This window comes from Pseudomonas sp. LBUM1679, from assembly GCF_059695565.1.
Genome location: NZ_CP166774.1, coordinates 5,236,180 through 5,260,934, shown reverse-complemented (window position 1 = coordinate 5,260,934; position 24,755 = coordinate 5,236,180). Strand labels below are relative to the sequence as shown.

23 protein-coding genes and 1 tRNA gene are annotated in these 24,755 nt (G+C 58.1%); 11 read left to right on the top strand and 13 right to left on the bottom strand.

Translation table 11 applies throughout. The features are described 5' to 3' along the window. Positions 1 to 107: 107 nt before the first annotated feature. The 3 genes from ACA062_RS23795 to ACA062_RS23785 are packed head-to-tail and all read left to right on the top strand — an operon-like array spanning position 108 to position 3,292. Complete coding sequence (locus tag ACA062_RS23795; RefSeq protein ID WP_497453281.1) at positions 108 to 1,517, top strand: circularly permuted type 2 ATP-grasp protein; 1,410 nt, start codon at positions 108 to 110, stop codon at positions 1,515 to 1,517. A gap of 12 nt (positions 1,518 to 1,529) precedes the next feature. Continuing rightward, positions 1,530 to 2,480 (top strand): alpha-E domain-containing protein, encoded by a 951-nt coding sequence (locus ACA062_RS23790; protein WP_497453280.1) that lies wholly within the window; start codon positions 1,530 to 1,532, stop codon positions 2,478 to 2,480. Beyond that, complete coding sequence (locus ACA062_RS23785; RefSeq protein ID WP_497453279.1) at positions 2,477 to 3,292, top strand: transglutaminase family protein; 816 nt, start codon at positions 2,477 to 2,479, stop codon at positions 3,290 to 3,292. Before ACA062_RS23790 ends, ACA062_RS23785 begins: the two co-directional genes overlap by 4 nt. A gap of 129 nt (positions 3,293 to 3,421) precedes the next feature. On the opposite strand, the gene ACA062_RS23780 is transcribed toward ACA062_RS23785, so the two are convergent. Continuing rightward, a complete protein-coding gene (locus ACA062_RS23780; protein ID WP_497457484.1) occupies positions 3,422 to 4,243 on the bottom strand; it encodes a c-type cytochrome in 822 nt (273 codons plus the stop codon). Positions 4,244 to 4,851: 608 nt separating this feature from the next. On the opposite strand from ACA062_RS23780, the gene ACA062_RS23775 reads away from it, so the two are divergent. The 3 genes from ACA062_RS23775 (at position 4,852) to ACA062_RS23765 (ending at position 9,055) form a co-directional block, all read left to right on the top strand. Beyond that, positions 4,852 to 6,057, top strand: coding sequence for an acetyl-CoA C-acetyltransferase (locus tag ACA062_RS23775; RefSeq protein ID WP_497453278.1), 1,206 nt, complete (start codon positions 4,852 to 4,854; stop codon positions 6,055 to 6,057). A 25-nt stretch (positions 6,058 to 6,082) separates the two neighbouring features. Next, complete coding sequence (locus tag ACA062_RS23770) at positions 6,083 to 8,227, top strand: 3-hydroxyacyl-CoA dehydrogenase NAD-binding domain-containing protein (protein ID WP_497453277.1); 2,145 nt, start codon at positions 6,083 to 6,085, stop codon at positions 8,225 to 8,227. 93 nt (positions 8,228 to 8,320) lie between these two features. Then, on the top strand, positions 8,321 to 9,055 hold the full coding sequence (locus ACA062_RS23765) for an amidotransferase (protein WP_497453276.1): 735 nt from the start codon (positions 8,321 to 8,323) through the stop codon (positions 9,053 to 9,055). Between the two features lie 92 nt (positions 9,056 to 9,147). On the opposite strand, the gene ACA062_RS23760 is transcribed toward ACA062_RS23765, so the two are convergent. From ACA062_RS23760 to ACA062_RS23750, 3 genes are all read right to left on the bottom strand, one after another. Further along, positions 9,148 to 10,119, bottom strand: a complete 972-nt coding sequence (locus ACA062_RS23760) for a magnesium and cobalt transport protein CorA (protein ID WP_497453275.1) — start codon at positions 10,117 to 10,119, stop codon at positions 9,148 to 9,150. Between the two features lie 148 nt (positions 10,120 to 10,267). Further along, positions 10,268 to 10,990: a 1-acylglycerol-3-phosphate O-acyltransferase gene (locus tag ACA062_RS23755; protein WP_497453274.1), complete on the bottom strand. Its 723-nt coding sequence runs from the start codon at positions 10,988 to 10,990 to the stop codon at positions 10,268 to 10,270. A 1,016-nt stretch (positions 10,991 to 12,006) separates the two neighbouring features. Then, complete coding sequence (locus ACA062_RS23750; RefSeq protein WP_497453273.1) at positions 12,007 to 12,696, bottom strand: crotonase/enoyl-CoA hydratase family protein; 690 nt, start codon at positions 12,694 to 12,696, stop codon at positions 12,007 to 12,009. 307 nt (positions 12,697 to 13,003) lie between these two features. Between ACA062_RS23750 and ACA062_RS23745 the strand changes: the two genes are divergently transcribed. Beyond that, positions 13,004 to 13,093, top strand: a tRNA-Ser gene (locus ACA062_RS23745). A gap of 262 nt (positions 13,094 to 13,355) precedes the next feature. On the opposite strand, the gene ACA062_RS23740 is transcribed toward ACA062_RS23745, so the two are convergent. Beyond that, on the bottom strand, positions 13,356 to 14,129 hold the full coding sequence (locus tag ACA062_RS23740; protein WP_497453272.1) for a ParA family protein: 774 nt from the start codon (positions 14,127 to 14,129) through the stop codon (positions 13,356 to 13,358). Between the two features lie 257 nt (positions 14,130 to 14,386). On the opposite strand from ACA062_RS23740, the gene ACA062_RS23735 reads away from it, so the two are divergent. Together ACA062_RS23735 and ACA062_RS23730 are read left to right on the top strand one after the other, a co-directional pair. Continuing rightward, positions 14,387 to 15,169 carry a CHAD domain-containing protein gene (locus ACA062_RS23735; RefSeq protein ID WP_497453271.1) on the top strand — a complete coding sequence of 261 codons (783 nt, stop codon included), beginning with the start codon at positions 14,387 to 14,389 and terminating at the stop codon, positions 15,167 to 15,169. 104 nt (positions 15,170 to 15,273) lie between these two features. Next, positions 15,274 to 15,450 carry a hypothetical protein gene (locus tag ACA062_RS23730; protein WP_497453270.1) on the top strand — a complete coding sequence of 59 codons (177 nt, stop codon included), beginning with the start codon at positions 15,274 to 15,276 and terminating at the stop codon, positions 15,448 to 15,450. 85 nt (positions 15,451 to 15,535) lie between these two features. On the opposite strand, the gene ACA062_RS23725 is transcribed toward ACA062_RS23730, so the two are convergent. From ACA062_RS23725 to pstS, 7 genes are all read right to left on the bottom strand, one after another. Continuing rightward, positions 15,536 to 15,967: an NUDIX hydrolase gene (locus tag ACA062_RS23725; RefSeq protein WP_497453269.1), complete on the bottom strand. Its 432-nt coding sequence runs from the start codon at positions 15,965 to 15,967 to the stop codon at positions 15,536 to 15,538. 205 nt (positions 15,968 to 16,172) lie between these two features. Then, complete coding sequence (locus ACA062_RS23720) at positions 16,173 to 16,808, bottom strand: hypothetical protein (protein ID WP_497453268.1); 636 nt, start codon at positions 16,806 to 16,808, stop codon at positions 16,173 to 16,175. Continuing rightward, on the bottom strand, positions 16,808 to 17,506 hold the full coding sequence (locus ACA062_RS23715) for a hypothetical protein (protein ID WP_497453267.1): 699 nt from the start codon (positions 17,504 to 17,506) through the stop codon (positions 16,808 to 16,810). The genes ACA062_RS23720 and ACA062_RS23715 overlap by 1 nt, the downstream gene beginning before the upstream one ends. A 101-nt stretch (positions 17,507 to 17,607) precedes the next feature. Further along, positions 17,608 to 18,369, bottom strand: coding sequence for a phosphate ABC transporter ATP-binding protein PstB (pstB, locus tag ACA062_RS23710; RefSeq protein ID WP_218232072.1), 762 nt, complete (start codon positions 18,367 to 18,369; stop codon positions 17,608 to 17,610). A gap of 74 nt (positions 18,370 to 18,443) precedes the next feature. Then, positions 18,444 to 19,337: a phosphate ABC transporter permease PstA gene (gene pstA, locus ACA062_RS23705; protein WP_497457483.1), complete on the bottom strand. Its 894-nt coding sequence runs from the start codon at positions 19,335 to 19,337 to the stop codon at positions 18,444 to 18,446. Continuing rightward, positions 19,337 to 20,302 carry a phosphate ABC transporter permease subunit PstC gene (gene pstC, locus ACA062_RS23700; protein WP_497436618.1) on the bottom strand — a complete coding sequence of 322 codons (966 nt, stop codon included), beginning with the start codon at positions 20,300 to 20,302 and terminating at the stop codon, positions 19,337 to 19,339. Before pstC ends, pstA begins: the two co-directional genes overlap by 1 nt. Positions 20,303 to 20,376: 74 nt before the next feature. Continuing rightward, complete coding sequence (gene pstS / locus ACA062_RS23695; RefSeq protein ID WP_497453266.1) at positions 20,377 to 21,408, bottom strand: phosphate ABC transporter substrate-binding protein PstS; 1,032 nt, start codon at positions 21,406 to 21,408, stop codon at positions 20,377 to 20,379. A gap of 237 nt (positions 21,409 to 21,645) precedes the next feature. Between pstS and ppk2 the strand changes: the two genes are divergently transcribed. Continuing rightward, the gene (ppk2, locus tag ACA062_RS23690) at positions 21,646 to 22,563 is read left to right on the top strand and encodes a polyphosphate kinase 2 (protein ID WP_497453265.1); all 918 of its coding nucleotides are present in this window, start codon (positions 21,646 to 21,648) and stop codon (positions 22,561 to 22,563) included. 70 nt (positions 22,564 to 22,633) lie between these two features. Here ppk2 and ACA062_RS23685 read toward each other — a convergent pair whose 3' ends face one another. Then, positions 22,634 to 23,173 (bottom strand): DUF1523 family protein, encoded by a 540-nt coding sequence (locus ACA062_RS23685; RefSeq protein WP_497453264.1) that lies wholly within the window; start codon positions 23,171 to 23,173, stop codon positions 22,634 to 22,636. A gap of 504 nt (positions 23,174 to 23,677) precedes the next feature. Between ACA062_RS23685 and ACA062_RS23680 the strand changes: the two genes are divergently transcribed. Further along, entirely contained in the window at positions 23,678 to 24,712 is a 1,035-nt protein-coding gene (locus tag ACA062_RS23680) for an ATP-grasp domain-containing protein (protein ID WP_497453263.1), read from the top strand. The last annotated feature ends 43 nt before the right edge of the window (positions 24,713 to 24,755 follow it).

Genomic DNA, 24,755 nt, shown 5'->3' with positions numbered 1-24,755 from the left:
GGTGCGGTGGATCCGGCGTCATTATCCAACTGATTGATATCAAAGCGTTTCTGCCGATGGCACGGGCCTTGCGAAGGCCTGGATGTCCGGGTGACAAGGAGTACGGCATGATCCGCACCTATTTTGATGAAATGTATGATGCCGGCGGCCAGGTCCGCCCGCATTACCGGGAGTTTGCCCGTTGGCTGGCCGAAACGCCTGATGAGCTTTTGGCCCAACGGCGACGCGAGGCCGATCTGCTGTTTCATCGCGCCGGGATTACCTTCACGCTCTACGGTGACGAGCAAGGGACAGAGCGCCTGATTCCCTTTGACACCATACCCCGCAGCATCCCCGCCAGTGAATGGCGAGTCGTCGAACGCGGCTGTATCCAGCGGGTCAAGGCGCTGAACATGTTCCTCGCCGACCTCTATCACGACCAGCGCATCATCAAGGCCGGCATCATCCCGGCCGAGCAAGTGCTGGCCAACGAGCAATACCAGTTGGCGATGCAAGGGCTGGATCTGCACCGGAATATCTATTCGCACATTTCCGGTGTCGATCTGGTGCGCGATGGCGACGGCACGTACTACGTGCTCGAAGACAACCTTCGTACACCGAGCGGCGTGAGCTACATGCTCGAAGACCGCAAGATGATGATGCGCCTGTTCCCCGAATTGTTCGCGGCGCAACGCATTGCGCCGATCGATCACTATCCGAACCTGTTGCTCGATACCCTGAAAAGCTCCAGCCCGATCGATAACCCCAGCGTGGTGGTGCTGACGCCGGGCCGTTTCAACAGCGCGTTTTTCGAACATGCCTTTCTCGCTCGGGAAATGGGCGTTGAGCTGGTGGAAGGCGCGGACCTGTTCGTGCGTGACGACAAGGTGTTCATGCGCACCACGGACGGGCCGAAAGCCGTCGACGTGATCTACCGGCGCCTCGACGATGCCTTCCTCGACCCGCTGGCGTTCAACCCGGACTCGATGCTCGGCGTCCCGGGGCTGTTGTCGTCCTACCGTTCGGGCAACGTGGTACTGGCAAATGCCATCGGCACCGGGGTGGCGGATGACAAGTCGGTGTACCCGTTCGTCACGGACATGATCCGTTTCTACCTCGACGAAGAGCCGATCCTGAAGAATGTGCCGACGTGGCAGTGTCGTAATCCCTCTGAACTGTCCCACGTACTGGCCAATCTTCCAGAGCTGGTGGTCAAGGAAACCCAGGGTTCAGGCGGCTACGGAATGCTGGTGGGGCCGGCGGCGACGGCGGCGGAAATCGAAGTCTTCCGCGCGCGGATCAAAGCCAAGCCCCACGCGTACATCGCGCAACCGACATTGTCGTTGTCGACCTGTCCGACTTTTGTCGAAAACGGCATCGCTCCACGCCATATCGACTTGCGTCCGTTTGTATTGTCTGGCCGCGAAACCTGGGTTGTGCCCGGTGGTTTGACCCGTGTCGCCCTGCGTGAAGGCTCCCTGGTGGTGAACTCCTCCCAGGGCGGCGGCACCAAGGACACCTGGGTGGTCGAGGATTGAAGGAAGCCTGCCATGTTAAGTAGAACTGCCTCGGATTTGTATTGGATGTCGCGTTACCTGGAGCGGGCGGAAAACCTCGCCCGGATGCTCGACATCAGTTATTCGCTGTCGCTGATGCCACAGGATGGTCGCGGTGACGGCTTGCACGAACTCGCCATGCCGTTGCTGATTACCGGCACCCTGGATGATTACCTGGAGCGCCATGGCGAGCTGCATGCCGAGCGGCTGCTGCATTTTTTCGCCCTGGACGCGGCCAACCCGGCGAGCATCTACAGTTGCCTCGGTGCCGCGCGGGCCAGTGCCCATGCGGTACGTGGGCGAATCACCGCCGACATGTGGGAAAACATCAACGCCACCTGGCTGGAAATTCGCGGGATCGCCGACCAGGGCTTGAGTCGCTACGGCATGAGCCGTTTCTGCGAGTGGATCAAGGAGCGTTCCCACCTGTTCCGCGGCGCGTCCTACGGCACGATCATGCGTAACGACGCGTTCCGCTTCATTCGCCTGGGTACCTTCATCGAGCGGGCAGACAACACCTTGCGCCTGCTCGATGCACGCTACGAAATGGCCGGTGACCAGGCCGAAGCGGTCAGCGACGGCACGGCCCACGCCTATTACCAGTGGAGTGCCTTATTGAGGGCCTTGTCCTCGTTCGAGGCCTACACCGAGATCTACCGCGACGCGCCCGGTGCCCGGCATGTCGCCGAACTGTTGCTACTGCGTGCTGACGTCCCGCGTTCGTTGCGGGCGTGTACCGAAGAGATCGACCAGATCCTCGCCCAGCTGCCGGGGGCCAACGGCCGTCCTGCGCAACGCCTGGCGGCAGAAATGGACGCGCGCCTGCGCTACACCGGTATCAGCGAAATTCTCGACGAAGGCCTGCACACCTGGCTGACCGAGTTCATCCCGCTGGTGCGCCAGTTGGGCAATGCCATTCACAGTTCTTACCTGGAGGCCGCATGAGACTTTCCATTAGCCACGAGACCACCTATCACTATGAAGATCAGGTGCGGGCGAGCATCCAGTACCTGCGACTGACCCCCCACGACAGCGAACGCCAACACGTGCTCAGCTGGCAACTCGACCTGCCGCGTCCGGTGCGCGCACAACTCGACCCGTTCGGTAACATCCTGCATGTGCTGACCATGGATGAGCCCCACGAGGCGATCATCATCGGTGCCCGGGGCCAGGTGGACATCGATGAGCTGCGCGAAGCCGAGCATGAGAGCCAGTCGGCGCTGCCGTTCCTGCGTTTCACCCGACTGACCGAAGCCGACGAAGCCCTGCGCGCGTTTGCCCGCAAGCAATGCAAGCAACGTCGGGATCGCACGGCGCTGATCGACTTGATGCATGGCCTGAACCAGTACATGACCTACACGCCGGGCTCCACCGCCGTGGACACCAGCGCCGCCCAGGCCTTCGCCGGGCGTTCGGGCGTGTGCCAGGACCACACCCATGCCTTCCTCGCCTGCGCCCGCAGCCTGGGGATTGCCTCGCGTTATGTGTCGGGCTATCTGTACAGCGAGGACTGCGAGCACCTGGCCAGCCACGCGTGGGCTGAAGCCTGGCTCGATGACGCCTGGTACAGCTTCGATGTGACCAACGAACTGGCCCGGCCCGAGCGCCACCTGAAACTGGCGGTGGGCCTGGATTACCTGGATGCCTGCCCGGTGCGCGGCATGCGCCGGGGCGGTGGGTGTGAGCAGATGCATGCGAAGGTGTTTGTTTCGCCGACGCCGATGCCGGCGCCTGTGATTTCGGTGCAACAACAGTAACCAGGATCACCACATACCCCCTGTAGGAGCTGGCTTGCCAGCGAAGGCGGCCTGACAGTCAACATCGATGTTGAATGTCAGGCCGCCTTCGCGAGCAAGCTTGCTCCTACAGGACAGGGGGGAGCAATGTCAGGGCTTAACCTTGCGCCCCGCCATATGCTTCAAATACCCCACCAACATCTCCAGGTCCCCCTCCGGCAACACAGCCGCCGTAAACCCGGGCATTTTCGCCTGCGGCCACTGCCGCAAACTCTGCGGGTCACGAATGTAACGCATGAGGAAGTCCGCGCCGAAGTACTCGGTCGGGTTGAACGGAATATTCAAATCCGGCCCGAACTGCGCATCCCCGGCCCCATTGAGCCGATGACAGGCCAGGCAGTTCTTCTGAAACAGTGCAAAGCCCTTGTTCACCGGATCATCCGCCGCCAGCGCAGGGTCGGGCAGCAGGGCAGGGAAGCGCTCGGCTACCGGCGCCATGCGCTTGATGCTCGCCACTTCAAACGGCCATTGCTCAGGACTGATATTGCCGGCTTGCGGATCGGTCCAGACCAGATAGAACGGTCCGGCACTGTGCTTGCCCTCGGACAACGCCGGCCAGGGGTTGGCCGGGTCTTCAATCGCCAGCCACGCCCGCGCACCCTTGCCATTGAGCAGCGGCGCCGCCGACAGCTCTGCCGCAAACCCGTCCAGTGCCACGGCTTGCAAGTGATCTTCAGGCTTGATACCCGTCAACAAGGCCGCCAACGGAACAGCGCGATAGCTCATGTCCCGTTTGTAGGAAACGTCGTTGGTGATGGTGATGGTCTGAACCTGAGGATGCGTGAGCAATTCCCCGGTCTGCCAGGTGCGACTGTTCGCGCCCAGCCCCAGGTCAAGCTGTGCGGCAAAGAGGGGCGTGCTCAGCAGCAAGGCCCCGAACAGAATGAGCGTTTTCAAGTGATCGCCGTCCATGTCGTGGAAGTGCCACAAAGGTTGGCACACCCACGCTGGCCCGGGTAGCGAGCCAGTCACATTTTTAATGAGGCGATGTAAAAAACTGACGCCGTATTTTAAAGACCGACTAACCAATCACCTTGGTCAGGTTCGGCAAAATCAACAACAGCGTGGTGGCGAATAGAATGAGCCCGGCTTGACGTACTTTCGATTGCTTGAACATGGCTGACCGCCTTTTTTTTTGTTATTTCCTGATGCCTGCCTGCATAGCTCCACGACGGCAAGGCGTTGCACTTCCTGTAGGACGAGCGCCTCGGCAAAACCCGACGACAACTTCGTACAACTTCACATTAGAGCCCGCGTCACGCCTGGTTTAGATCCATTTCATATGGTGTGGTCGCTAATTGCTGTTAAAAAGGTATGAGGCCTATTGCCAGCTGCTTGGGCGCCCGTTGGCTAGACCGCTTGGTGTTCTGAATCGGTTAATCCCATGGCGGACTACCGTCCGTCTGAGCGTGAGGTCAACGCGGCTGAGCGTTGCGGTCATTGAATCGGTTGCGGCTCGGCATAAGGTGAGAGATCAAATACCAAAAGAGTACCCACTCACCATCAGGTTCGAGAACATCATGACCCAAGCTTTGATTTTCGACGCGTTACGCACGCCCCGGGGCAAGGGCAAGGCCGATGGCGCCTTGCACAGCGTCAAACCGGTGAACCTGGTTGCCGGGCTGCTCACGGCATTGCAACAGCGCACTTCGCTCGACACCAGCCAGGTCGATGACGTGGTGCTCGGCTGCGTAACGCCGATCGGCGATCAAGGCGCCGACATCGCCAAAACCGCGACCCAGGTGGCCGATTGGGATGTCAGCGTGGCAGGTGTGCAGATCAACCGCTTCTGCGCCTCAGGGTTGGAAGCCGTGAACCTCGGTGCGATGAAAGTCCGTTCCGGCTTCGAAGACCTGGTCGTGGTCGGCGGCGTCGAATCGATGTCGCGCGTGCCCATGGGCAGCGACGGCGGTGCCTGGGCACTGGACCCGGAAACCAACCTGCAAAGTCATTTCACCCCTCAAGGCGTGGGCGCCGACCTGATCGCCACGATTGAAGGCTTCAGTCGTCAGGACGTCGATGCCTATGCGCTGCACTCCCAGCGCAAGGCCGCACGGGCGCGCGCGGACGGTTCGTTCAACAAGTCACTGGTGCCGGTGCAGGATCAGAACGGCATCATCCTGCTCGATCACGATGAGTTCATCCGCGCCGAGTCGACCCTGGAAGGCTTGGGCAAGCTCAAGCCGAGCTTCGAGATGATCGGGCAAATGGGCTTCGACGCCACCGCGTTGCGGGTCTACAGCCACGTGGAACGAATCGACCACGTGCACACGCCGGGCAACAGCTCCGGGATCGTCGATGGCGCGGCGTTGATGCTGATCGGTTCCGAAGCCAAAGGCCGGGCGTTGGGTCTGCAACCCCGGGCACGGATAGTGGCCACGGCGGTCACCAGCACCGATCCGACCATCATGCTCACCGGCCCTGCGCCGGCCACGCGCAAGGCACTGGCCAAGGCCGGGTTGCGGATCCAGGACATCGACCTGTTCGAAGTCAACGAAGCCTTCGCCTCCGTGGTGCTGAAATTCATCAAGGACATGGCCATCGACCCGGACAAAGTCAACGTCAATGGCGGCTCCATCGCCATGGGCCACCCGCTCGGAGCCACCGGGTGCGCGATCCTCGGCACGCTGCTCGATGAACTGGAAACCCGCCGCCTGCGCTATGGCCTCGCGACCCTGTGCGTCGGCGGCGGCATGGGCATTGCCACCATTATCGAACGCCTCTGAGCCCCGACTTCAAGGAAATAGTGTAATGAGCGAAGCCATTCGTTACGAAAAGGGGCAGGACCGGATCGTCGTCCTGACCATCGACATGCCGGGCCAGAGCGCCAATACCATGAACGCGGTGTACCGCGACGCCATGGCTGCCTGCGTCGCCCGACTGATCACCGACAAGGATGCCATTGCCGGCATCATCATTACCTCGGCCAAGAAAACCTTCTTCGCCGGCGGCGACCTCAATGAACTGATCAAGGTCGGCAAGCCCGAAGCCAAGGCCTTTCACGCCATGGTGCTGAACCTCAAGGGCCAACTGCGTACCCTGGAAACCCTGGGCAAGCCGGTGGTTGCCGCGATCAACGGCGCAGCGCTGGGCGGTGGTTGGGAAATCTGCCTGGCCTGCCATCATCGCGTGGCGCTGGACCATCCATCCGTGCAACTCGGCCTGCCGGAAGTGACCCTCGGCCTGCTGCCGGGCGGCGGTGGAGTCGTGCGCATGGTGCGCATGCTCGGTCTGGAAAAAGCCCTGCCGTATTTGCTCGAAGGCAAAAAAGTGCGGCCGCAACAGGCCTTGCAGGCGGGCTTGATCGATGAATTGGCGCAAGATCGCGTCGAGTTGCTGAGCAAGGCGCGCGCCTGGATTCTGGCCAATCCGGCAGCGGTTCAGCGCTGGGACGTGAAGGGGTATCAGATCCCCGGAGGCACGCCTTCGAACCCGAAGGTCGCGCAGATGCTGGCCATCGCGCCGTCGATCCTGCGCAGCAAGACCCAGGGCTGCCTGCCCGCGCCGGAGAAAATCCTCTGCGCCGCGGTTGAAGGCGCCCAGGTGGATTTCGACACCGCGCACCTGATCGAAACCCGCTACTTCACCGAACTGACCACCGGCCAGGTAGCGAAGAATCTGATCGGCACCTTCTGGTTTCAACTCAACGAAATCAATGCCGGCGGTTCGCGGCCCCAGGGTTTTGCGCCCTATGTCACTAAAAAAGTCGGCGTACTCGGTGCCGGGATGATGGGCGCCGGCATCGCTTTTGTCAGCGCCTCGGCCGGTATTGAAGTGGTGCTCAAGGACATCAACCTCGCCGCAGCGCAGAAGGGCAAGGCGCATTCGGCGGCGCTGCTGGACAAAAAAATCGCGCGCGGTCAGATGAGTACCGAACAGCGCGAGGAAGTTCTGGCGCGAATCCGTACCACGCAAAGCGATGCGGACCTGGCCGGGTGCGACCTGATCATCGAGGCGGTGTTTGAAGACCGGGAATTGAAGGCCAAGGTCTCATTGGCGGCGCAAAAAATCGTCGGCGCGGACGCGGTGATCGCCTCCAACACGTCAACCCTGCCGATCAGCGGCCTGGCCACGGCAGTGCCGGACCAGAGCAAGTTCATCGGCCTGCATTTCTTCAGCCCCGTAGAAAAAATGCCCCTGGTGGAAATCATCAAGGGTGCCAACACCAGCGACGAAACCCTGGCGCGCGGGTTCGATTTCGTCCTGCAAATCAACAAAACTCCGATTGTGGTCAACGACAGCCGCGGTTTCTTCACTTCGCGGGTGTTTGGCACCTTCACCAACGAAGGCATCGCCATGCTCGGCGAAGGTGTGAGCGCGCCGATGATCGAGACCGAAGCCCGCAAGGCCGGCATGCCTGTCGGACCTCTGGCGATCTCTGACGAAGTGTCCCTCAGCCTCATGAGCCATATCCGCCAGCAAACCGCCAAAGACCTGCAAGCCGAAGGCAAACCGCTGGTCGAGCACCCGGCGTTCGCCGTGATTGACTTGCTGCTCAACGAGTACAAGCGTCCGGGAAAGGCCGCTGGAGGCGGTTTCTACGAGTATCCGGCCGGTGGCCAGAAGCATTTGTGGCCGCAACTGAAAACCCGCTTTGAAACGGCTGACGGGCAGATTTCGCCGCAGGACGTGCGCGATCGACTGCTGTTTGTGCAAGCCATCGAAACCGTGCGCTGCCTGGAAGAGGGCGTGCTGACCTCGACAGCGGATGCCAACGTCGGCTCGATCTTCGGGATCGGCTTCGCGGCCTGGACCGGCGGCGCACTGCAGTTCATCAACCAGTACGGCGTGAAGGATTTCGTCGCCCGCGCCCAGTACCTGGCCGGGCAATATGGCGAGCGATTCGCGCCGCCCGCGCTATTGCTGGAGAAAGCTGCGAAAGGGCAGACGTTCTAAGGACCGATGACGCATTCCGGGGCTTGCCTTGCCACCGTGTTTCGAGGCACGCTCTGGGTGTGCATTATTCCCGTCACGTGTCAGGTATTTTTTATGTCGTTACGCATCTGCATTCTGGAAACCGACATCCTGCGTCCAGAACTGGTCGATCAGTATCAGGGGTACGGGCAGATGTTCCAGCGTCTGTTTTCGCAGCAACCCATCGAGGCCGAGTTCACCGTCTACAACGTGATGCAAGGTGAATACCCCGGCGATGAGCTGACCTTTGACGCTTACCTGGTCACGGGCAGCAAGGCCGATTCCTTCGGCACCGACCCATGGATCGAAACCCTCAGGGCTTATCTGCTGAACCGCTACGAGCGTGGCGACAAACTGCTGGGCGTATGCTTTGGTCATCAATTGCTGGCGTTGCTGCTGGGCGGCAAGAGCGAGCGCGCGACCCAGGGCTGGGGCGTCGGCACGCATAACTACAAACTCGCCGCGAAGGCGCCGTGGATGAGCCCGGTGCGGGAAGAACTGACCTTGTTGATCAGCCATCAGGATCAGGTAACGGCGTTACCGGAAAATGCCACGGTCATTGCCTCGAGCGATTTCTGCCCGTTTGCCGCGTACCACATCAACGATCAGGTGCTGTGCTTCCAGGGGCATCCGGAGTTCATTCACGATTACTCGCGGGCGTTGCTGGAGATTCGACAGGAGGCGCTGGGCGAGCAGATTTATCAGAAGGGCGTGGCCAGCCTGGAACATCAGCACCATGGCGCCACGGTTGCCGAGTGGATGATGCGGTTTGTGGCGCACAAGCCGGATGCTGAAGCACCTAAAAGCTAAGAGCTTCGCGGGCAAGCCTCGCTCCTACGGGATTTCGGTGTGCCTGTAGGAGCGAGGCTTGCCCGCGAATCTTGCAGACGCCTCGGTGTCGACTACAACCACCCGGATCTTTTGAAACTCGCCCACAACCCCACACACCCCACCGCAATAAACCCCAACACCGCGAAATACCCATAGTGCCAGGTCAACTCGGGCATGTTCTGGAAGTTCATCCCGTAAATCCCCGCCACCGCCGTCGGGAACGCCAGGATCGCCGCCCATGCCGCAAACTTGCGCTGCACCACGCTCTGCCGTGACGCCTCCAGCAACACCCCGACTTCGATCGTCTGACTGGCAATGTCCGCCAGGGTCGTCAGGTCTTCCATCTGCCGTGTCACGTGGATCTGCACATCGCGAAAATAGGGGCGCATGTTCTTGTCGATGAACGGGAAACTCAGCTTCTGCAGTTCCTCGCCGATTTCCACCATCGGTGCCGCGTAACGTCGCAGGCGCAGGACATCACGGCGCAGACTGTGGAGTTTTTGAATGTCGCGCTCGTTCAGGGAACCGCACATGACATTGGTTTCCAGCTCGTCGATCTCGGCATGGATCGCTTCGCCCACGGGCTGGTAGTTTTCGATCACGAAGTCGAGGATGGCATAGAGCACAAAGTCTTCTCCGTGCTCCAGCAACAGTGGACGCGCCTCGCAGCGCTGGCGGACATAGGCGTAGGACGCGGAGTGACCATTGCGTGCGGTAATGATGTAGCCTTTGCCGGCAAAGATGTGAGTCTCGATGAACTCCAGTTTGCCTTCATTGCGGATCGGCGAATACGTAACGATAAACAGCGCGTCGCCGAAGGTTTCGAGTTTCGGTCGGCTGTGTTTTTCCAAGGCGTCTTCGATGGCCAGTTCATGCAGGTTGAACTGGCGTTGCAGATTGGACAGCTCTTGAGCGTTCGGCTCTTCAAGGCCGATCCACACAAAGTGGCCCGGCTTTGCCGCCCAGGCCGCGCCTTCGTCGAGGGTGATATTGGTGACTTTCTTACCGGCACTATAAACCGCAGCAGCAACAACTCTACCCATGATGGTGGTTCACTTCTTGTAAGCAGATGGCAGTGGCAGGCAATGTTCAGCTTAGCCTTGTCTGCTGCTTGAGAGTCAGCAAAGTCTGCAGAGTTCGTAGGCAAAAAGCTCGCAGGCAAAAGAAAACCCGCACCAGGCGGGTTTTCCTTCAAGCGGCTTGCAGCTGCCGGTCCATCGAGGCGATGCACTCGCGCATCTGCTCACGGCACTGCTCGATCAGCAGTGGCATGTCATCCAGGCTCAATCCAGCCGTAGGGATCGCTGGCAGCGAGCGGATCAGAATTTTCCCACTGTGCCAGCGGTTCAAACGCATGTGTTTGACGTAAGTGCTGACACACACCGGCACGATCGGCACGCCCGCAGCAATTGCCATCTGGAACGCGCCTTTCTTGAACGGCAACAACGCTTCGCCGAGATTGCGCGTGCCTTCCGGGAACACCCAGATCGAGGTGTCTTCATTTTGCAGCGTATGGGTGGTGGTCAGCATCGACTGCCGCGCCTTCTGCGCATTGCCACGATCAATCAACACATTGCCCGCCAGCCAGAACAGCTGGCCGAACAGCGGCACCCACTTCAGGCTTTTTTTGCCGATGCACACGGTGCGGCGCGGCACTACATTGCCGAACACGAACAGGTCGTAGTTGGACTGGTGGTTGGCGATGATCACGCAGCTGTCGGGTTTATCCATCAGCGGCCCGACCTCGGCCTTCACCCGCAAACGCAAGATGCACATCGCCGGCCACGCATACAGACGGGCGCACAAACGGCTGTTGTCCGGATTGAACGGGCGGCACAGGCCCAGCAGTACGCCAAGTGCACCGGCCAGAATAAAATGCAGCCCCATCAATAACATACGAAACACAAACAGCATTTACAGGCCCCACCGGGACAAAAGGTGGCGCAGTGTACGGACGTGCATTGTGTTCGGCAATTGCCGCTATAGAGTCAGGAGATGGGCGATGTTTGAGCGCATGTTTCCGAATTATCGGTCAGGCGCGGTTTAGGGCTGTTGTGGGCTTTTCAACGGGAGCGAGATGATGTGTGTATATCCGTTTCTGCGGTAACGGCCACTTAGGATTTCGCCCTTACGGCGAGTCACTTGGAAAAGCCCCAAGTAACCAAGGGCTCTTGCCCCTTTCGTTCGGTGCCTCGCTAAGGCTCGGCATGCCCTCGCTCCGGTCCTGCTCCGTGGGCCCGCCGCGATCGGCCATCCATGGCCGTGCGCGGCTAACCCGGCATCCATGCCGGGTTGCCCACTGCGCAGAACCTCCACTCGGCCTCTCGGACGGGGCGGTGCATCAAGATCAAAAGCTGCAGGCGAGCTAACGCTCGGCCTGATGAGTGGTGAAGAGCAAAAGCTGTACGCCGATCCCCGTGTAGGAGCCGGCTTGCTGGCGAAGACGGCGGCACATTCAATAGAAGTGTTGATTGATAGGCCGCTTTCGCTGCGGTGCGGCGATCCGACAAGCCAGCTCCTACGGGGGACCTTCAGCGAACCCCGATCGGCGGCGACGCCGATCCCTGTGGGAGCGAGCCTGCTTGCGAAGCTGGTGATTTTGCCGTTGCCGTTGCTTTGGCTTTGCTTTGGCTTCAGATCTGCCGCCCCTTTCCCAGAGGCCGAACGCAGGCGTTGCGCAGGGGGCACCGCGGCAAGGATGCCGCGGTAGACGCCCTCGGCCATGGATGGCCGATGGCGGCGGGCCCCCGAAGCAATGCCGGAGTGAGGGCATGCCGAGCCTGGGCGAGGCACCGAATGGCGGGGCAAAAGCCCTTGGTTACTTGGGGCTTTTCCAAGTGACCCGCCGTAAGGGCGGAACCGTCAGCGGCCGTTACCGCAGAAACGGATATGTACTCCCGCCGTTGCTATTCAATAGTGCAGCGCCAGACTCAACCCAAATGCTCCTGGTCCAGAACGATCGCGTTATCCAGCGTTTCCAGCAGTGCCTTGCGCACTTTGAGCTTGGTGTTCTTGTGCGCCGTCATGTTGATCTTCTTCAACTGACGCGCCGCAGCCAGCGCCGCACCCTGCAACTCTTCGGCCGACACCACCAGGTCGAGGAAACCGGCATCCACGGCGCTCTGCGGATTGAACATCTCACCATTGATCACCGAACGGTGAAACGCCGATTTGCGCAGACGATCACGGGCGATCTCGATGCCGGCGTGGTGCATGGTCATGCCGATCTGCACCTCGTTCAGACCAATGCTGAACGGACCGTCCACACCAATGCGATAGTCGGCCGACAACAACAGAAACGCCCCCTTGGCCACCGCATGCCCAGGGCACGCCACGATCACCGGGAACGGATGCGCCAACAGACGACGGGCCAGGGTCGAACCGGCCGTCACCAGCGCCACGGCTTGTTCAGGGCCGGACGTCATCACCTTCAAGTCGTAACCGCCGGACAGAATCCCGGGCGTACCGGTAATGATCACCACTGCGCGATCAGTCACCGCCTGATCCAGCGCAGCATTAAATGCAGCAATCACGTCTGGCGAGATCGCATTGACCTTGCCGTTGCTCAAGGTCAGGGTCGCGATACCGTCTTCGAGATGGTAGGAAATCAACTCACTCATGACGCTATTCCTTTCAATGAAGTAGGGCAGACGTTACCCAGCGTCATAGGCCAGGTAAAGCGCTATGACTGACCCGCCAGTCACCCTTTCCCCGCCCGCCAGGCGTAGCCCGCCATGCTGGCCGTGCATTGCCCTCTATAAGGAAGGGGATGGCAAGCCGGAGATTGGCAGGTTTGCCATGGCCCGAAACCCGTCGCCACGACTAAATCGCTAACCGCATGAAAATTCTGCAAAAAAAGTTTGCCATCGGAAAAGCTTTCGACTACATTAGCGCGCCTCGACAGACAGAACTTGTTTGACGAGATACGGTGAAGTGTCCGAGTGGCTTAAGGAGCACGCCTGGAAAGTGTGTATACAAGAAATTGTATCGAGAGTTCGAATCTCTCCTTCACCGCCACATTTATACGAAAAAGCCCTGATTATTCAGGGCTTTTTCGTTTCTGTGTGTCTGAAAAAAAATCACAGCCCCTACTTTGGCCCATACCCTGGATGGCTCAGTGTTTTTCGACCAAAGGCTGATTTTCCGACTGTTCAGTTAAGCAGCGCTTTGCTCACTCGACTTCAAGTCGATGGAATGCACTGTTTCCAAATTTTTCAGTGCTCGGGTTATCCGTGGGCATAGCAGCAGCGGTAGGCAGGTCAGATTGAGGCGGGCTGACTCAGCTTGCTTCCTCCAGCATGTGCAAGAGATCAATAAACTGGCCTGTCAGCTTGTGATGCTTGTCGAGGTGAATCAAAGGTTGGCACCTCTCATGAGATTCACGCATTTTGACCGAGCTGCCCAGATACACAGGAAGAATCGGCAACCCCTCCGCAATGAGCTCTTCCACCAGATTTCGATGGAAGCCAGTGGTGCTCACAAATTGATTGACGACAATTCCTTCAACGACCAGTGACTCGTTATGGTCAGCCTGAAGGTCTGCCACCTGCGCCAGCACCTGGTACAGCGCCTGGCGGGCGAAGGTGTCGCAATCGAATGGAATCAACACCGCATCTGCCGCGATGAGCGCACTGAACGCATAGAAATTCATCGCCGGAGGCGTATCGATGTAAATCCGGTCGTAGTCCTGAGACATCTCGTCCAGCAACCGGCGCAGTTTATTGATCTTGAATTTCGCTTCGAGCTTGGGTTGTAGATCGGCAAGTTCGCCGCTGGCTGGGATGATGTGGAGATTATCGTAAACGGTCTCAAAGACCTGAGCGCGGCTCTTCTTGGCTGCCGGCCCTGAAGACAGCGTCTGCTTGAAAAAATCGGCGATACCCGCCGGGATGGCATCCCCGGCCAACCCCGTGAGGTAATAAGTGGAATTGGCCTGGGCATCCAGATCCACCACTAGCGTTCGGTAGCCTTCAGCGGCGCTGGCGGCGGCAAGGTTACACACGATGCTCGACTTACCTACTCCACCTTTTTGATTGAAAATGACCCGGCGCATCAATGCCCTTCCCGTGGCAAAAGATTCCAGTTTATCGATTTGTGATTGATGCCATAGCGGCGAGTTGATGAACTTTATGTGACAGCATGCTCCCCGCAATTCCAGGCACTTGCCGGTGAGAGAATCAGGCACCACCGACCGGGAGCACAGCCCGTTAAACATTTGACCGACAGGCGTCGGACGACAGCGTGTGCCATCGGTGTAATGAACAAGGGTTCTGCTACGCTGTCCTCACATGCACCCTCGCGAGGACGACGATGTCTTTTGTTGATGATTTTGTGGCCCAGATCATTGCTCTGGAAGTGTCCCTCTATCACTCGCGCGCTCGCCTGGTTGCCAGCAGTGATGGCGAAGCCCTCCATGACCTGCGGATCGCGGTTCGGAAAATACGCAGCCTGTTACGTCCACTGCGCAACCTGCCAGAAGTAGTGGCGTTGAACCAGGCTGCAGCTGAAGTCGGTAGAACGACGACCCCAACGAGGGATCTGGAAGTCATCATTCATGAGCTACAGAAGATGGGGTATCTGCGCCAAGCGATGAGCCGAACCGAAACTCTGAAAGAGAATCATCAGAAAATTGCCAGGAGCTCGGCGCTCAATAAGCTATTTGAAGAAATGGATCGATGGACAGATGTGTTCAGGGCCGCCGAGAGAGTCGGCGATCTAGCCGATATCAAAAGACAGATACAAAAAGCCCTGAAGAAAAGGATCAATCAGCTGGTAACCGGGCTTCGGGACAAGGATTTTGATCGGCACGAGCTGAGGATCATCGTGAAAAATGCTAGATATCTTACCGATGCCTTTCCAACGCTGTCGCCTCTCAGGGCAAAATCCAAAGCTCAACTGAAGTCAGTGCAGTCGTCACTCGGGTCATGGCACGATCATCATCAGTGGTGTCTGCGGGCCGAGACAGAAACTGACCTGCTCGATGTCGCGCCGCAATGGGAAATCGCGTCAGAAAAAGCGTTGGCCGATGCTGAGCTGAAATTAGCCTCACTGCTCGATCGCCTTGAGACAGACTTGGCAAAGTCAAAAAGTTAACGCTTACACATCCACTGAAAGCCTTGTCATAGAGCCTTCGAAACATTTTGACACATCGAAAAAATGCTATACCCTGCGCCGCAACAACAGCATAGGGATTGCAGATGAAAATCAGAATTGAAGCAAACGAGCAAGGTAACGGATGCAAGGTCTGGCTTGGCGACAATGCCGTTTCGTTCCCAAACCTGGACGACGCCAGAGCTTACATTGCCCAGCTGGAAGAGCGGATCGAAGCGGCGTCCCACTCATTCGCCCAAGACGCGGGAAATTCTGGAACTTAACTATGTGTTCCGTTCAGACGCTTGGGCTCTAGCCTGGTTCAGACGGTTTGTAGGATTCGATAGGCAGGACATCAAGGCCACGTCGCTAAACCGAATTGCTTGCCGAAGATCTATTGCTGGAGTCGCACGCACAGCGCTTGAGCAACGTCCTGATCGAGCCTCGAACGTTGCGCTTGTCCAACTCCTTCGTTGAAAACCAGCGACAATCATCGATCTCGTTACAAGGGCGGGGTTTGCGCTGCCCTGTCCGCCGAGCTTCGAAGAGGAAATGGATAACCTTGTCCTGTTCGTACTCGGAGACGTAGGCGAGTTGGTCAAAAGTCAAACCGGTCTCCTCTGCCATTTCCCGCACGGCAGCTTGCAGGGGCGTCTCGCCTTGCTCGACGCGACCGCCGGGCAGGTTCCACTTCGCATTGCGTTTGCGCACAAAAAGGATCTCTTCGTCGCGCCGATAGATCACAGTCGCTCGTCTTTTAAGACTCTTGTCATTTGCGCTCGCGGCTTCCATTGCGCCCATGAGTGATACCTTCCGTCTTATTATTGAATAGGTAGGTCAAGCACCATCAGATGCTTGTCAACCAGAGTGCGCGACGAAGATGTCGGTATGATGACCGTCCAGCGTTTGCAGAAGTTCAGCAGACATCCCCTGAATAGTGGACGACTTTGAGATCATGGTGTTCGCGCCGAGCGGCCCGTCGCGAAGGCCGCGTTCAACTCGACACTCAGGAGGAAAAAGCTTCCGAACTTTGTTGCGCCGCAGCCTTGTGTCTGAGCGGTTGTTGCCAGGCTAGCTGTACCTGGACTTCAGCTGCTGCGTCCAGGACTCTTTGCGCCCAGTTCTCATCATCCGGGCGTACTACAACGACGCGGAAACCGTGATCATGGCCCTCAATCTGCACTCCCTCGGAATCATCGACATGCAGGTCGATATCGAATGCTGGCGGAAATTTCGAGGGGGAGTTCGAAAGCCCATGTACCGTCAGGGCACGGTTATGCCGGACACTGTTGACCACTCCGTCAACGTGGATACCGTACAGCAAGAGCCAGCGCCTGATGTAGGAGGGGGTCCGACCGGACGAGGTGTAGACCCAGATGCTGCAACCCTGGCGACGTAATTCTCGGGTGAGGGAGCGTGTGCCAATGCGCAATGGCTCGCCCAGCCAGCGATGAACAAATACCGGCAGCCTGCTGTGCTCGGTTGCACAGTGGTGGCGCTGGCAGGCCAACGTGTCATCAATATCAAACGAGATACGTATTTGCGGACGCCCGGACAAGCGCATCGGGACAAGACGCTTGATGGCTTGCCATGCCTGACTGCTGGAAGCCCGGTATTTGTCGAGCGTCGGATACTTTCTCATCAAGCGCTCCCCTGATAGACGGGCACTGGTTTGTCGCTCAGAAAAAACTCCTTTGGATCAGGGGCCTGTTCTTCCAGGTAGGCTGCGTATTTTTTCTTGATCTTGGGCAGTTCGTACAACGCCTTGACACCATGTTTGGCGGAGTTGCGAATGACCGATGACGGGTTGAAATAGCCCTCGGCGTTCTCCAGCGTCAGCACGAACGGCGGATGCCCGGCGCGCATGAGCAGATAGGAGACGATGAGCGATCCACTGCGGTTATTGCCTTCAATGAACAATTGCGGCTTGCTGAGGATTCGAACATAAACACCGGCTGCACGCTTCCAGACTGACTCACTGCGATACGCGCAGTACCAATTGAACAAGTCCTTGATTCCACCCTCCACGTTGTTGAAGAAGTGTTCCTCGGTGGCAGCAAGGTGTTGAGCGAATTCCAGCCGGCGCGCCGGGTCTCGGCCGCAGAGGACAGTGGCATTGATTTCCAGCATCAGATTCAACTGCTGAAGATCAAACAGGTCGACACCGCGTGCGACGTAGTCGTCGATCAGGGCATAGCCATCCAGCACATTCTGCAGCACTTCGTCCGTCAAGGGATCACGCGGTTCGGTGAAGTGCCTGCTGAGCTCGGCGAATCGACTTTGCACTTCACGCAGTGCACGTTCGATCGCTGGCAAATCAAGACGATGCTTTGCAGACATTGGCAATCCTGATCAAAGAGGTGTGAGAAGGTAAACGACCGAAAGCACGCCAATGTCATTTAGCGCTTGGCTGCATTCGGTCTTGATCGGACGGTTGTTGGTTAGCTGAATTTGCCGCTGATGTAATCGCTCGTCATTTGCTCGCGCGGATTGTCGAATATCTGGGCAGTTGGGCCCATCTCAACCAGATAGCCGGTACGCGTGCCCTGCGAAATATCTACCGAGAAAAATGCCGTCGTGTCAGCGACACGGATTGCCTGTTGCATATTGTGGGTGACCAGAGCGATGGTGTAATCCTTCTTCAACTCGACCATCAATTCCTCGACACGGCGGGTGGCAATCGGGTCGAGTGCCGAGCACGGCTCATCCAGCAACAGGACTTCCGGTTCGGTGGCGATAGCGCGGGCGATACAGAGTCGTTGCTGCTGGCCCCCTGATAGGGACAGGCCGCTGACCTTGAGTTTGTCCTTGACCTCATCCCACAGCGCGGCGCCCTGGAGGGCGTGCTTGACGCGGTCACCCAGGTCGCCCTGGTAGCGATTGAGGCGCAGGCCAAACGCGACGTTATCGAAAATGCTCATCGAGAACGGGTTCGGCTGCTGAAACACCATCCCGATATAGCGGCGCACGACCACTGGATCGACGCCCTTGCCATAGACGTCCTGGCCGAGGAAATGCACATGGCCTTCGAAACGAAAGCCTTTTACCAGGTCATTCATTCGATTGAGGCTGCGCAGCACAGTGCTCTTGCCGCAGCCGGAAGGGCCGATGAATCCGGTGATCTTGTTTTTTTCGATGGGCACATGGCTGTCACGTACCGCCATGAAGTTGCCGTAGAAAATCTTGTCCAGCTTGCAGTCCATGACCACAGGTACCTGGGCCTCGAGCGGGGCAACTTTTTGCGCAGATAATACGTTCACACTATTTGCTCCCATTCTCAAAACTTAGGCTTGCCGAAAATACGGCTGACGATATTCACGACCAGCACGATCATCACCAACACCAGCGAGGCCGCCCATGCGAGCTCGAGCTGGTTGTCGAACGGCATGCCGGAGAAGTTGTAGATCAGTACGGCCAGCGACGCGGTCGGATTCATGACCGCCAGGCTGCCGTCGTGGTAGATCCAGTAGTTGCTGAAGAGGGCGGTAAACAGCAACGGCGCGGTTTCGCCGGCTGCCCGCGCCACCGCCAGCATCACGCCGGTCAGGATCGCCGGCATGCCGGTAGGCAATACGATTTTCCAGATCACCTGCGATCGGGTGCAGCCCATGCCGTAGGCGGCATCCTTCATGATCTTGGGCACCATCCGCATCGACTCTTCAGCGGTCAGCACGACGATAGGCAGCATCAGTACCGCCAGTGCCACGCCGCCCGCCGGTGCCGAGTAGGTACCGGTGGTCATCACCACCAGGGCGTAGGCGAAAACCCCGGCCAGAATCGATGGCAGACCCGTGAGCATCTTGGCGGCGAAGCGCGCGGCGTTCGCCAGCTTGCTGTCCGGTCCCAGTTCCGCCAGGAATATGGCCGCCATGATGCCGACCGGAACCGCGATCGCGGCCGCGATACCGACCATGACAAAGGTGCCCGCCATCGCGTTGCCGAAGCCGCCGCCCGTCTCGAATCCGGTCGGCGGTAGCTCGGTGAACACCTCCAGGCTGAGGCGAGCACCACCACGGGTGATCAGCATGTAGAGCACGGAAATCAGGGGTACGCTGGCCAGCAGGGCGCCGCCCCAGACCAGCGTAGTCAGTATCAGGCTGCGCAGGGCGCGGCCTTCGAATTTGCGCTGCAGACTTGGCAACGCGGTGGCGGAAGACGTGAGGTCAGTCATCATTTAGTACCACGCTGGGCATAGACCATGATCATGGAGCCGATGATATTCACTATCAGGGTGATCAACATCAGGACCAGTGCGGCATACATCAGAACCTCAATCTCGGTCGGCCCCGCTTCGGGGAAATTCAGCGCTAACAAAGCCGCCAGTGTATTGGCCGGTGCAAACAGAGAAAGGGAGATGTTGTTCGAGTTGCCTACCAGCATGGCCAGGGCCATGGTTTCACCCAAGGCACGACCCAGGCCCAACACCAGTGAGCCGAAAATGCCGGTGGCAGCCGATGGCACCATCACCTTGAGAATCGCTTCCCAGTGGGTGGTCCCCATGCCGTACGCGGCCTGCTTGGTTTTCATCGGTACGCCCGTAAGCGCATCCTGCGAAACGGCGGCAATGGTCGGCAGGATCATGATGGCAAGCACCAAGGCTGCAGGTAACAGTCCCGGTCCGCTCAAAGTCGTGCCGAAAAAGGGTATCCAGCCAAGTTCGCTGTTTAACCAGTCCGTGAGGGGCCGAATGGCCGGAATCACCACGTAGATCCCCCACAGGCCGTAAACGACGCTGGGAATCGCCGCGAGCAATTCGACAATGGTGCGGAAAATGGCTGCAAGCTGGGCAGGGAGGAAATCCTGGGTCAGGAAAATCGCCATGCTGACGCCGAAAAAGCCTGCGATCACCAACGCGATCAGGGCGCTGTAGAGCGTGCCCCAAATGGCCGGCAGAATGCCGTACTTGCCTTGGTTCACGTCCCAGACGGTACCCAAAAGGACGTCCAGGCCGTGCTTCTCCATGCCTGGAAGTGCCTTGCGCCCCACCTCGAACACCAAGGCAAATACCAGCGCCAGAACGAGAACCACACCGATGCGCGCAAGGGCGCGAAAGGTACGATCAACCAGGAAATCCTTCGCAGAAGGAGGTTGGCAAGCAGAGCCCGGATTAACCGGTACGACAAATGGCTTGTTCATGGGCTAATTCCGGAGCGTGGGAGAAATCTCTTCGGCGAGGCTGATAGCACACGCCGAAAGAGGCCTCGCGAGTGTCACTGGATGTTGGCGGAAGCCTTGCGAACCTGGTCGACGACCGATTGCGGCAGGGGGATGTAACCCATCGAATCGGCAATTTTCTGACCTTCAGTCAGACTGTATTCGACCATTTCGCGCATGGCTTTGGCCTTGGCCGGGTTCTCGTTCTGCTTGCGGAAAATCATCCAGGTGTAGGACGTGATCGGGTAGGACTTGGCACCGTCCGGATCCGGCAGCCAGGCCACCAGGCTTTCCGGCATCTTCACTGCAGCCAGGGCCTCTGCACCGCTTTCGGCGTTCGGCACAACGTAGGCGCCGGCCTTGTTTTGCAGTTGGGCAAAATCGACCTTGGCCAGCTTGGCGAAGCCGTATTCGATGTAACCGATGGCGCCCGGGGTCTGGCGCACGGTGGCTGTCACACCATCGTTCTTGGGCGATTTGATGAATTTGTCGCTGGCCGGCCAGTTGACCGTGTTGCCTTCACCTAACGCCTTATTGAACTCAGGATTAATTGCCGCCATGTGCTTGGTGAATACCGCGGTAGTACCGCTGGAGTCTGCACGTACGACAACCGTGATCGGCATATCGGGCAGTTTCAGCTCCGGGTTGGCGGCGACGATCTGTGGATCGTTCCATCGAGTGATCTTGCCCAGGAAAATATTGGAGTAAACGTCGCGTGGCAATTTAAGCCCTTTGGGACTGCCCGGCAGGTTATAAGCCAGCACGATTTCACCCGCCGTCATCGGCAGCAACTGCGCGCCCTCGGCAACCTTTGCAATGTCTTCGTCTTTCATTGCCGAGTCACTGGCCGCGAAATCAACGGTTTTGTTCAGAAAGTCCTGCACACCCGCACCACTGCCCTTGGATTGGTAATCCACGGTGACGCCAGCGGTTTTTTTACTGAAATCCTTGAACCAGGTCAGGTAGATCGGTGCCGGAAAACTGGCGCCGGAACCTGTCAGACGGATGCTTTCCCCGGCAAAGGACACCGAAGTGGCACAAAGAGAAACCGCAATGGCGAGCGCAGCAGACTTCATCAAACTTTTCATCGTAGGAACTCTTCGTGATAACGGGCTCCAGAACTTTGCAGCATTTTTGTTACATTTTTATGAGGGTCCGATGGCGCCGGAACTCGCTGACCTGACTAGTCGGTCCAGGCAGCTATCGCTTGGCGCTGGTGGCCCCACACCTTATGCGGCCGGCCTCGAATCACCGATTGATGTAATTACTTCGTAACAAGTTACGACTAACACTTTGCGAGGCCATCCACGACGCGAGTTTCTCCCATGCCCTCCACCGAAGACACCTTGATACAGCGCATCCACCGTGAGCTGCTTGATCACAGTGACGAAGAGCTGGAACTGGAATTATCCGAAGACGGCACTGACCTCAATGCGCTGTTCGATGAGCACTTGGAGGATGGAAGTGAAAAGGCCGCTCGAAGAGTTTATTTCAGCGAGTTATTCCGCCTGCAAGGCGAACTGGTGAAGCTGCAAAGCTGGGTGGTCAAGACGGGCCACAAGGTAGTGATCCTGTTCGAAGGACGTGACGCCGCCGGCAAAGGCGGTGTGATCAAGCGCATTACCCAACGACTCAATCCTCGAGTCTGTCGGGTCGCCGCGCTGCCTGCACCCAATGACCGCGAACGTACTCAATGGTACTTCCAGCGCTACGTCTCGCACCTGCCTGCAGCGGGTGAGATCGTGCTCTTCGACCGTAGTTGGTACAACCGGGCAGGGGTCGAACAAGTCATGGGCTTTTGCAACGCCGATCAGTACGAAGAGTTCTTCCGTACCGTGCCGGAGTTTGAACGGATGCTTGCACGCTCCGGCATTCAGCTCATTAAATACTGGTTCTCCATTTCCGACCAGGAACAGCATTTGCGCTTTCTCAGTCGCATTCACGACCCGCTCAAGCAGTGGAAACTCAGCCCCATGGACCTGGAATCCCGTCGGCGCTGGGAAGCCTATACAAAGGCCAAGGAAATCATGCTTGAGCGAACCCACATCGACGAAGCGCCATGGTGGGTGGTGCAAGCCGATGACAAGAAGACAGCCAGACTCAACTGCATCCACCACCTTCTCGGGCAGATGCCCTATGAAGAAGTGGAGCTGCCGGTGATCGAACTGCCGCAGCGCGTCAGGCAGGAGGATTACTCCCGTAGTCCGACGCCACCGGAACTCATCGTGCCTCAAGTCTACTAAGGCAGGCCGAATGGGCTTGATACCGCTTGCCTCTGACAGCTTCGATCTTTTGCACCAGCCCCCCGGGTGATCAATTCATCGCAATCTCGCCACGGCGTTTCAGGCGGCGCCGTACGACAATGGCGACAATAAGCAGCAACAATGTTGTTACACCGAAGAATACTGTGTTGAACCACGGGAACGGCTGATTTCGGCTGGTCGTTGCTTCGATGTGAGTAATGTTAGGGAAGACCGACAGGATCTTGATCCGCCAGCCGTAGTAGCGGATGAGCGCCAGCTGTTGAGCGTCGCGGGAATAGCCCTGAGCCTTCGCCTGCACATCGGCGGAGTCAAACTTGAAGTACCAGGGGAAGCTCCAGCCGGTATCTTCGTTGCGATAGACAACGACCTGCTTCGTGTCCGGGTCCTCGGTATTGATGAAGTAAACATCCCGGGTTGGGCCGTCCGCAGGGTTCTCGGCATTGATGACGCCGTCGTTGTCGACGCGCTTGACTTCGACGCCGGTGATCAATACCACCTCGTGTTGAGGCAGCACGTAGTAAAGCCCTAGCGCGCTAGCACCGACTACCAGGAAGATCGCACCCAGTACCAACCCCTTTAACCACTTCATGTACACACTCCGTTTTTAATTAGCGGAATTCTGCCCCAATTCCGCCGATCACGGACAGTGTTTAATTCTGACTGGGCCCGATATCTGTCCGTAGACATTCGTTGAAACGATTTACTGTCCGACATGCTCGATAACACACAGAAACCCGACATGAATTGACTTAGTGTGTGCAGCGTCGTGTCGGGGCTATTAAGCGCGGAATATTGATACAAGGTAAGTCTGGCCGAGTTACCGAGGGGCAAACTGATTATTGTTGGCCGGCGTAATAATCAAACCGACACTTATGTAAAGAGATGTTTCGGTTTTTATCGAGTTAGAAACATTCACACACTTATTCGCGAACCGCTGTTTGATCAGGATTTTTTTAACAAGTCGGCATCGACGCCACGCATTGTCTTCAGTCACAGATCGGACCGTTATCGTCCCTCCTTTCCATTGGAGTTCAGGCCGCTGTTACCTCAGAGGAGGGCAGCGGCGGACGTGCAAATTTTTCAGGAGCTCCACATGATCTGGTTACTCGAAGGGCAATCCAGCCAGCGCGATATCATCATTGGCGCACGCGAGGCGTTGCCGGCTGCAGTGAAGATTTTTGCCTCCCACCGTCAAGACCGTCCCGAAATCACGGGGCTCGCCGATGTCGGCCTCAAGGAGCCGAAGGAAAACCTGGAACGCATCGAATGGGTGATTCAAACCGCTCGGGCGAACAACATCAAGGTCATCCTGGCCGGGCGTGAGGGCAGTGTATTTGAACGTGCCCGGCCTCGGTTCGAAGCATCGGGCCTGGTCCTTGTGACGGGTGGACTGTCGATCGATACCTTCGACAGGGTCGACGACAAGAGTCTATTCACCGCTGAGGCAGAGCGTGCAGGCCTGGCCTGTGTACCTGCAATCACTGTGACTGACGCGAAGGAACTGGCCGCTGCCTATGAAACCCTTTCGGCAGTGGGAGAGGTTTGCATCAAGCCTGCAGTCGGGATCTATGGTCAAGGCTTCTGGCGATTTACCGAGGACGCGGATCCTTTTCGTTGCTTTGCCAATCCGGATGCGCGTGAAGTGAGCTTCGAGACCTACCTGCAGGCCTACTGCGCGGGCTCCACCCGACCACCGATGCTGGTGATGCCCTACATGGACGGTAACGAATGTTCGGTTGATATGGTTTGTGAGGCAGGTTATCCAGTGGCCTTTGTCGGTCGGCGCAAAGAAGGCCTGTATCAGACATTCGAGCGCGACGGCGCAGCGGTGGAGCTGGCGCTCAAGGCCGCACAGCACTTCAACTGTGACGGTATCGTCAATGTTCAGACGCGCGATGACGCCAACGGCAAGCCTCACCTTCTGGAAATCAATCCTCGTTACTCGGGCGGCATTGGTTACACCCGTGCTACTGGAACAAACCTGCCAGGTATCTTTGCCGCTCGCCGGCTGGGGCTGAAGGAACCGGCGACCGTCTGGCAGTCGGGCGTGCGCGTGAAGGCCCTAACCGTTGCTGTTCCAGTATCGGCTGTGGTGGATCGAAGCCAGCAATCCGTAACCCCGTTTTGATTTGAAACCCACGGAAGAGGCGTCAGGTCATCGACCTCCGCCA

Bases quoted from the DNA above. Each gene is read 5' to 3' on its own strand.
- ACA062_RS23795 (WP_497453281.1), top strand. From the start codon at position 108: ATGATCCGCACCTATTTTGATGAAATGTATGATGCCGGCGGCCAGGTC.
- ACA062_RS23790 (WP_497453280.1), top strand. From the start codon at position 1,530: ATGTTAAGTAGAACTGCCTCGGATTTGTATTGGATGTCGCGTTACCTG.
- ACA062_RS23785 (WP_497453279.1), top strand. From the start codon at position 2,477: ATGAGACTTTCCATTAGCCACGAGACCACCTATCACTATGAAGATCAG.
- ACA062_RS23780 (WP_497457484.1), bottom strand. From the start codon at position 4,243: ATGGACGGCGATCACTTGAAAACGCTCATTCTGTTCGGGGCCTTGCTG.
- ACA062_RS23775 (WP_497453278.1), top strand. From the start codon at position 4,852: ATGACCCAAGCTTTGATTTTCGACGCGTTACGCACGCCCCGGGGCAAG.
- ACA062_RS23770 (WP_497453277.1), top strand. From the start codon at position 6,083: ATGAGCGAAGCCATTCGTTACGAAAAGGGGCAGGACCGGATCGTCGTC.
- ACA062_RS23765 (WP_497453276.1), top strand. From the start codon at position 8,321: ATGTCGTTACGCATCTGCATTCTGGAAACCGACATCCTGCGTCCAGAA.
- ACA062_RS23760 (WP_497453275.1), bottom strand. From the start codon at position 10,119: ATGGGTAGAGTTGTTGCTGCTGCGGTTTATAGTGCCGGTAAGAAAGTC.
- ACA062_RS23755 (WP_497453274.1), bottom strand. From the start codon at position 10,990: ATGCTGTTTGTGTTTCGTATGTTATTGATGGGGCTGCATTTTATTCTG.
- ACA062_RS23750 (WP_497453273.1), bottom strand. From the start codon at position 12,696: ATGAGTGAGTTGATTTCCTACCATCTCGAAGACGGTATCGCGACCCTG.
- ACA062_RS23740 (WP_497453272.1), bottom strand. From the start codon at position 14,129: ATGCGCCGGGTCATTTTCAATCAAAAAGGTGGAGTAGGTAAGTCGAGC.
- ACA062_RS23735 (WP_497453271.1), top strand. From the start codon at position 14,387: ATGTCTTTTGTTGATGATTTTGTGGCCCAGATCATTGCTCTGGAAGTG.
- ACA062_RS23730 (WP_497453270.1), top strand. From the start codon at position 15,274: ATGAAAATCAGAATTGAAGCAAACGAGCAAGGTAACGGATGCAAGGTC.
- ACA062_RS23725 (WP_497453269.1), bottom strand. From the start codon at position 15,967: ATGGGCGCAATGGAAGCCGCGAGCGCAAATGACAAGAGTCTTAAAAGA.
- ACA062_RS23720 (WP_497453268.1), bottom strand. From the start codon at position 16,808: ATGAGAAAGTATCCGACGCTCGACAAATACCGGGCTTCCAGCAGTCAG.
- ACA062_RS23715 (WP_497453267.1), bottom strand. From the start codon at position 17,506: ATGTCTGCAAAGCATCGTCTTGATTTGCCAGCGATCGAACGTGCACTG.
- pstB (WP_218232072.1), bottom strand. From the start codon at position 18,369: ATGGACTGCAAGCTGGACAAGATTTTCTACGGCAACTTCATGGCGGTA.
- pstA (WP_497457483.1), bottom strand. From the start codon at position 19,337: ATGACTGACCTCACGTCTTCCGCCACCGCGTTGCCAAGTCTGCAGCGC.
- pstC (WP_497436618.1), bottom strand. From the start codon at position 20,302: ATGAACAAGCCATTTGTCGTACCGGTTAATCCGGGCTCTGCTTGCCAA.
- pstS (WP_497453266.1), bottom strand. From the start codon at position 21,408: ATGAAAAGTTTGATGAAGTCTGCTGCGCTCGCCATTGCGGTTTCTCTT.
- ppk2 (WP_497453265.1), top strand. From the start codon at position 21,646: ATGCCCTCCACCGAAGACACCTTGATACAGCGCATCCACCGTGAGCTG.
- ACA062_RS23685 (WP_497453264.1), bottom strand. From the start codon at position 23,173: ATGAAGTGGTTAAAGGGGTTGGTACTGGGTGCGATCTTCCTGGTAGTC.
- ACA062_RS23680 (WP_497453263.1), top strand. From the start codon at position 23,678: ATGATCTGGTTACTCGAAGGGCAATCCAGCCAGCGCGATATCATCATT.